Here is a 7362-nt window from a genome sequence, read left to right as displayed (position 1 = left end):
CTTCAGTGTCGCTGCCGCTGTCGCTTCCGGAACCGGTCTCGGCACCGGCGCCGGCGCCTGGCACGTCACCCGGCCGTGGCCCGGCGGCAATGACCGAGCGGATGTGCCAGGGCGGATGCGCGGTGAGCAGGGCGCGCAGCAAGGCGTCGGAGTGGACGGCGGGGACCGTCAGCCGGGTCGCACCGTCCGGTCGCGGAACGATCTCCGGCCCGCCGGGCAGCCGTGGCGCTCCGGCGGGCGTACGCTGCGGCCCGCCGGGCAGCGCCGCTCCCGGTGCGCCCTCGGCCTCGATGATCACTCTGGGGCCGGGCACGGACCCCGCATCCGCCGCCGGGCCGCGCTCCTCGTGGGCCAGCAGCCGCCCGTCCGTGACCTGGTAGCGGGCGTCGGCCGCGCCCGCCAGCCGCTGCGGGTCATGGTCGACGAAGACGACGGTGCCGCCGTCCGCGACCCGCTCGGCCACCGCACGGTCGAGCACCTCCCGCGCGCCCTGGTCCAGGCCGGTCCAGGCCTCGTCCAGGACCAGGAGTTCGGGGTCGGCGAGCAACGCCTGGGCGACCGCGACCTTCTGGCTCGTCCCCTTGGACAGCTCGGCCAGCCGGGTACGTGCATGCCCGGCCGCCCCGAAGCGTGCGAGCCACTCGGTGGCGCGGCGGGCCGGTTCGGGGCCGCGCAGACCGTGGATGCGGCCGAGGTGGGTGAGGTAGCCGACGGCGGTGAAGGGCAGCGCGGCCGGGAACCGTTCGGGCACGTAGGCGCTGCGCGGGCGGCCGGTGATACGTCCGGTACTGGGCCGGTCGATCCCGGCCAGCAGCCGCAGCAGGGTGGACTTGCCACTGCCGTTGGTCCCCTCGATACGCAGCAGCGCGCCTTCGGGCACGTCGAGCTGTACGTCCCGCAGCACCCAGGGGCCCCGCACCCCGTAGCGCCGCCCTACCCCGTCCAGCCTCATGCGTTCCGGCACCTCCACTGCCTCGCGGCGGCCCCGTCCGTTCCGCCGTCCCCGACGGTAGCCGGACCCGCTGGCCGGTGCCTGCCCGAGGGCGCGATGAGCCCCGTGCGTCCGGCAACCGGGCGCCGGGCAGGCGACGTTGGCCACGCCGCCCGTCGGCCGGTGGGCACCCCGGCGGGCCGGCGGCAGCGGGGGCGGAGGCGCTGTCGGTGGCGGCTGGCAGACTGGGCGGGTGACCAGCGCAGAGACCGCCGGACAGCCCGGCAACGACTCCGGCAGCCCCGTGCGCCACGAAGAGACCGACCGGGACGCGGCACCACAGTTCGTGCTGCCGCTCGTCGCGCGGATGGAGCGGGCCGAGCCGCCGGCGCGTACGGACGCGCTGGAGACCGCAGCGCGGGCGGTGCTGGTGCTGCTGTCGGACGAGCGGTCGGCCGGGGACGGTGAGTGGGCCGCGGCGGTGCGGGACTGGCAGGACGCCCGGATCCGGAAGGTGGTGCGGCGGGCGCGCGGCGCGGAGTGGCGGCGGGCCGAGGCGTTGCCGGGTATCACGGTCACCGGCCACCACGCCGAGGTGCGCGTCTTCCCGCCGGTGCCGCTGGACGGCTGGCCGAAGGACCTGGCGCGTCTGCAGGTCTCGGGCACGGAGCTGGACGATCCCGAGCCGCCCGGTGCACCCGCCGTGGGCGCACCGGTGCTGTGGCTCAGCCCCGAGCTGGAGATGTCGGCGGGCAAGGAGATGGCGCAGGCCGGACACGCGGCGCAGCTGGCCTGGTGGGAGCTGTCCGATGAGGAGCGGGCGGCCTGGCGCGCGGCCGGGTTCCCGCTGTCCGTTCGGTCGGCCCGGGGCGCGGACTGGGAGGAGTTGACCCGCAGTGGTCTGCCCGTGGTGCGCGATGCCGGGTTCACGGAGATCGCACCGGGCTCCTGCACGGTCGTCGCCGACCACCCCGCGCTGCGCAGAGCGCTGCCGCGCACCCGTTGAGGGAGGGGTGGTACCGGGCCCGCCCCGGCCGAATCGGGCCACCGGCGGGGTCCTTCGCGCCCGGGGCCCGGTGGGCTGCGACGACCGCCGTGCCGGGGCCACGACCGGCCCTGCGCCGTTGCGGAGGAAGCTCAAATCAACCTCTGAACTCGGCCGCTGCAGGGTTCGGTGCGTCGTGCCGCGGCCATGAGTACCCAGACCACGGAGCGAGAGGGGGAGCCATGGAGCGCCTCGGAACGGGAATCGGCTGGCGGCCGGAAATCGCCACGGAGATAGCGGAGCTGCCGGGGGTGGACTGGGTCGAGGTGGTGGCGGAGAACATCTGCCCCGGCCATCTGCCCCACGCCCTGCAGGAATTGCGCGAGCGCGGCACGACCGTCGTCCCGCACGGGGTCTCGCTCGGCCTCGGCGGCGCCGACCGTCCGGACGCCGGCCGGCTGACCGCGCTCGCCGAATGCGCCGAGGCGCTGGGCGCACCGCTGGTCACCGAGCACATCGCCTTCGTACGGGCCGGCGGTCCGCTCACCGCCTCCCCGCGCATGGAGGCCGGGCATCTGCTGCCCGTACCGCGCACCCGTGACGCGCTGGACGTGCTGTGCGAGAACGTGCGCATCGCCCAGGACGCCCTGCCGGTGCCGCTGGCGCTGGAGAACATCGCCGCGCTCATCAACTGGCCGGGCGAGGAGCTGACCGAGGGGCAGTTCCTGACCGAACTCGTCGAGCGGACCGGGGTGCGGCTGCTCATCGATGTCGCCAACCTCCACACCAACCACATCAACCGGGGCGAGGACCCGGCGGTCGCCCTGGACGAACTGCCGGTCGAGGCCCTCGCGTACGTCCATGTCGCGGGCGGTGTGGAGCGGGACGGGGTGTGGCACGACAGCCATGCCCACCCGGTGACCCGGCCCGTGCTGGACGTCCTCGCCGAGCTGTGTGCCCGGATCACCCCGCCCGGTGTGCTGCTGGAGCGGGACGAGGACTTCCCCGAGGGCGGGGAGCTGGCCGGTGAACTCGATGCGATACGCACCGTGCTGAAGGAGGCCGGACATGTCCGGGCGGCGTAACCCGATGCCGGTGACCGCACCGGACGCCCGCACCCTGCCGGATGCGAGGCCCGACGCCGACGCGAGGCCCGACGCCGACGCGACTCCCGGCGTCGGCACGACTCCCGGCGTCGGCACGACTCCCGGCGCGGAAACGATGGCCGACGCGGAAACGACGCCCGGCGTGCGAACGGGCGACGGCACCGGCAGCGGCAGCGGCAGCGGCAGCGGCAAGGACAGCGACTTGGGCGCGGGCACCGACGCGGCGCGGCAGCGGCTGGCGCTGGCGCAGACCGCGCTGCTGTCCGCGCTGGTCGCCGGGACGCCGACCCCCGAGGGCTTCGACGGTGTGCGGCTGCAGGTGCAGAGCCGGGCGCTGACCGCCAAGCGGGCCGCGGTCGTCGCCAAGGTCGCGCCCGAACTGCCCGAGATCCTCGGCGCGGACTACCGGACCGCGTTCATCGGCTATGCGCGGCACCGGCCCATGAGCGGCGGCTACCGCCAGGACGCGCTGGACTTCGCGGCGCATCTGCTGGCCCGGGGACGCCCCGAAGACCCGGCCGCGCGGCAGCAGTTGACGCACTGGTGGCGGGACCGCGCGGGCTCGAAGCCGCCGTCCGCCCGGCCCCTGGCCCGGCTGGTGCGCGCCCTGCGGCGCGCCCTGGACCGGAGGTGACTGCGATGTCCTTCGTCCCTTGGGTCTTCCTGGGAATCGGCGCCTCGTCGCTGGCGCTCCTCTTCGGCGCGGTCCAGGTGCGTCTGCGGACGCCGTCCGTCCGCCGGGCGGACGCTCTGGCCCACGAGGTGTGGGAGGCGGCATTCCTCGCCGGCGGCCCCGGGCGGGTGGTGGACGCCGCGATCGCCGGAATGCACGAGGACGGCCGGCTGGCCGTGAGCGGTCCGGGAGTGGTGACCGTACGCCAGGCCTTCGCGCACGACGCGGTCGAGGCGGCCGTACTGGACGCGATTGCCCGGACGCCCGGCGGTGCGCTGGCCGTGCTGCGCGCCACGGCGATGCGCAGCCCGGCGGTGCAAGAGGTCGGTGACCGGCTGGCGGCCCGCGGTCTGCTGCGCCGTCCGGAGCTCGGCCGGGGGTGGCGCCGGTTGGCGAGCGCCCAGATGACGGCCTGTGTGGTCCTCTTCTTCCTCGCGGCGCTGCTCTCCTTCGCCGGGAGCGGCGGGGACGGCCCGCCGCCGGTCGGCCCGGCGATGCCCGCGCTGATCGGTGGGATCGTGGTGGGATCGCTGTGCAAGAAGGTGTTCACCCGCCGGATCACCAAGGCGGGGTCCGCAGCCCTGCGCTCCGCGCGGGCGGCCCACCGTCAACGGGTTGGCGTGGGCGGTGCCTGGCAGCCCGCCGCGCTGGTGGTGGCAGTCGGCGGCACGGCGCTGATCGCGGACGAACTGCTGCGGCAGCAGTTCGACGAGGCGCAGCGTGCCACGGCCGCCGCCGCACCGGGCGGCGGATCCGGCGGCTCCTCGTCCGGTGACGGCGGGGGCGGCTCGGGGAGCGACGGCGGCTCCTGGTGCGGCTCCTCCGACGGCGGCTCCGGGTCGGGCTGCGGCAGCAGCGGTTCGTCCTGCGGCAGCGGCTCGTCGTGCGGGGGCGGGGGCTGCGGGGGCGGCGGCTGCGGCGGCGGCAGCTGAGGCCCGGCCCCCGCTGCCGCCCGCATGATGAGAAAATTTGTGGCGGTATTTGTACTCATCCCGTAGAAACGCGGCCATGTGGCTCCTCTTCTTCCTCCTCGCCTCGGCTGCTGCGGTGCTGTCCTGTGCGCTTCTCTGCCGTGCCGCGGTCGCCGCCGCGCGCACCGCCCGGCCGGCCCCGCGCCCGGCGCCCGGGACCGTCCCGGATCCGGCCGCCGCGGGCCACCGCCCCGGTCTGACCCTCTACGAGATGGCCTACCTCTCCGGCGGCCCGCACCGGCTCGCCGACCTGGTCCTGGTGCTGATGGCCCAGCAGCGGCGGCTGCTGCTCGCCGACACCGGCTGGGCCACCGTCGTCGACCCGGTCGGCAACGACGCCGTCGAGCGCGCCACCCTGACCGCCATCGGCCCCGAAGGGCAGTGCCGCATACCGGCGATACGGGACGCCCTCGCCGGGGATGACGCGGTGCGGGAGGTGGCCGACCGGCTGGTGACGGACGGGCTGGCGATGCCCGACGCAGCCCGGCCGGGCATCGCCACGGCCGTCCGCCTGGTACAGGGCGCCGCGCTCCTGGTGACGCTGTCCGCCGCCGCCTTCTCCTGGATGGCGCCGTCGGACACGGACAACGGGCCACTCCTGGCCTGGTTCGCGCTCCCGCTGATCCTCACCCTCGGCACCTGGGCCGTGGCCCGCTTCGAGCTCCACCCGTACAGCGACTGGGCCACCGACGCGGGCGAGCAGCAACTGCCCCGTACTTCCGGCTCCCCCGCCACCTCTTCCTCCCTCGCCTCGTTCGCTCTCCGCGGCCCCATCGTCCTCACCGACCCCACCTTGCGCGCCGCGCTCCACTCTTCCGGGGCATAGCCTCCGACACCGGTGCCAGGTGCTTTACATCGACAATCAGCGCCCCAACTATCCCTTTTGTATGCACACACGAAGGGACGGCCAGTGAGAGCACTTGCGTTGTACGGCACCATCGGGTCGCTGATGGTGACCGCCCTCGCCACTGCCCCGGCAGGCGGCGCCACGGGGGCCGCCGCCGCGCCACCCGCACCCGTTGCGCACCGCATCGACTTCGGCCGCTGCGCGCCGGTGGAGCATCTGCCGTCGTCCGTCGAGTGCGGCAAACTCACCGTTCCCCTCGACTATGCGCGCCCCGACGGCAAGAAGATCAGCCTCACCGTCAGCCGGGCCCGGGCCACCGCGCGCGGCGAGCGGCAGGGCTCCCTGGTCTTCAACCCCGGCGGCCCCGGCGCGTCCAGCATGGAGTTCCCGCTCTACGGCGGGCTCCCCAAATGGAGCAAGCTGGCCCGCGCCTACGACTTCGTGGGCTATGCGCCGCGCGGTGTGGGCCGCTCGGCGCCGCTGTCGTGCCAGGACCCCAAGGAGTTCGCCAAGGTGCCCAGCGACAGCCGTACGCACCCCGATGCGGCCTTCAAGCGCCGGAAGGTGGCCGTGGCCAGGGCGTACGCGCGCGGCTGCGTCCGCCGGGCCGGCGGGGACCTGCCGTACTACAACTCCGTCAACAATGCCCGTGACCTGGACATGCTGCGGGCCGCGCTCGGCGAGAAGAAGCTGACGTTCATGGGCGCCTCGTACGGGACGTACTTCGCCGCGGTCTATGCGACGCTCTTCCCCGGCCACGTCCGGCGGATGCTCTTCGACAGCGTCGTCAACCCCGCGCCCCGCCAGATCTGGTACCGCAACAACCTCGACCAGGACGTCGCCTTCCAGCGCCGCTGGAACGACTGGCTGCGCTGGGCCGCCGAGCACCAGGCCGACTACCACCTCGGCACGACCAGGAGAGCGGTACAGCACTCCTACGACACGGCCGCGAAGAAGCTGCGCCGCCATCCGCTCAACGGGAAGATCGGCGCCGGCCAGCTGCAGTCGGCCTTCCTCAAGACCGGCTACAACGACGCCTTCTGGCCGATGCGCGCCGAGGCGCTCTCGGGGTACCTGCACGGCGACCCCAAGCCGCTGATCGCCCAGGCCCTCCCGCGGTCCACCGGCGCCAAGGAGGAGGAGAACGGCAACGCCGTCTACACCGCCGTGGAGTGCAATGACGCGCGCTGGCCGCACGACTGGCGGACCTGGAACCGGGACAACACCGAGATCGCCCGTATCGCACCGTTCGAGACCTGGGACAACGCCTGGATGAATCTGCCCTGCGCGTTCTGGCCCGACCGGTCGGAGACGGCCGCGGCCGAGCTCGACACCGCCGCGCGCCGGGTGGCCGGCCACTCCGGCGGACAGGACCTGGCCGACGCGGCCGGCCATGCGGCCTCGACCGAGTTCGACGAGGCGCTCCACGGGCGGCGCGGTCCGCTCGACATCCACACGGAGCCCGGCGCGCTGCCGCCGGTGCTGCTGCTGGCGGCCGAGCGGGACGCGGCGACGCCGTACCGGGGTGCGCTGGAGCTGCAGCGGCGGCTGCCCGGTTCCTCGCTGGTCACCGAGAACGGGGCCGGCACGCACGGCATCGCGTTCGGCGACAACGCCTGTGTGAACCAGTACACCGAGGCATATCTGCTGCACGGGAAGATCCCGGCGCACAAGGTGTACTGCAGGCCGCGGGCGGAGCCGGCGCCGGGCCAGCAGGCGACCCGGGCGCAGCACGCACTGCCGGGCAAGTAGCGGTCCGCACACAGCACCACGGGCCGCCCCCGAGGGGGCGGCCCGTGGTGCTGTGTGCGGCTGCGTCCGCCCGGGAACCCCGGCCGGACGCACCGCC

5 protein-coding genes and 1 pseudogene are annotated in these 7362 nt (G+C 74.6%); 5 read left to right on the top strand and 1 reads right to left on the bottom strand.

The features are described 5' to 3' along the window. Window positions 1-952: ATP-binding cassette domain-containing protein (locus ACGFWI_RS00730; protein ID WP_393903707.1), on the bottom strand; the 952-nt coding region annotated here is incomplete at its 3' end. A gap of 232 nt (window positions 953-1184) precedes the next feature. Between ACGFWI_RS00730 and ACGFWI_RS00725 the strand changes: the two genes are divergently transcribed. The 5 genes and pseudogenes from ACGFWI_RS00725 (at window position 1185) to ACGFWI_RS00705 (ending at window position 7265) form a co-directional block, all read left to right on the top strand. Next, window positions 1185-1937: an aminoacyl-tRNA hydrolase gene (locus ACGFWI_RS00725; protein ID WP_393903706.1), complete on the top strand. Its 753-nt coding sequence runs from the start codon at window positions 1185-1187 to the stop codon at window positions 1935-1937. Window positions 1938-2158: 221 nt separating this feature from the next. After that, window positions 2159-3656 (top strand): annotated as a pseudogene (locus tag ACGFWI_RS00720) (DUF692 domain-containing protein). A 5-nt stretch (window positions 3657-3661) separates the two neighbouring features. Continuing rightward, window positions 3662-4627, top strand: coding sequence for a TIGR04222 domain-containing membrane protein (locus ACGFWI_RS00715; RefSeq protein WP_393903705.1), 966 nt, complete (start codon window positions 3662-3664; stop codon window positions 4625-4627). Between the two features lie 76 nt (window positions 4628-4703). Continuing rightward, window positions 4704-5492 (top strand): TIGR04222 domain-containing membrane protein, encoded by a 789-nt coding sequence (locus ACGFWI_RS00710; protein ID WP_393903704.1) that lies wholly within the window; start codon window positions 4704-4706, stop codon window positions 5490-5492. A 123-nt stretch (window positions 5493-5615) separates the two neighbouring features. Further along, the gene (locus ACGFWI_RS00705; RefSeq protein WP_393903990.1) at window positions 5616-7265 is read left to right on the top strand and encodes an alpha/beta hydrolase; all 1650 of its coding nucleotides are present in this window, start codon (window positions 5616-5618) and stop codon (window positions 7263-7265) included. Window positions 7266-7362: the final 97 nt, after the last annotated feature.

This window comes from Streptomyces sp. NPDC048434, from assembly GCF_043200375.1.
In the GTDB taxonomy this organism is placed as follows: domain Bacteria; phylum Actinomycetota; class Actinomycetes; order Streptomycetales; family Streptomycetaceae; genus Streptomyces.
The sequence above is the reverse complement of the archived record's forward strand: the minus strand, read 5'-3'. Positions and strand labels throughout refer to the sequence as shown.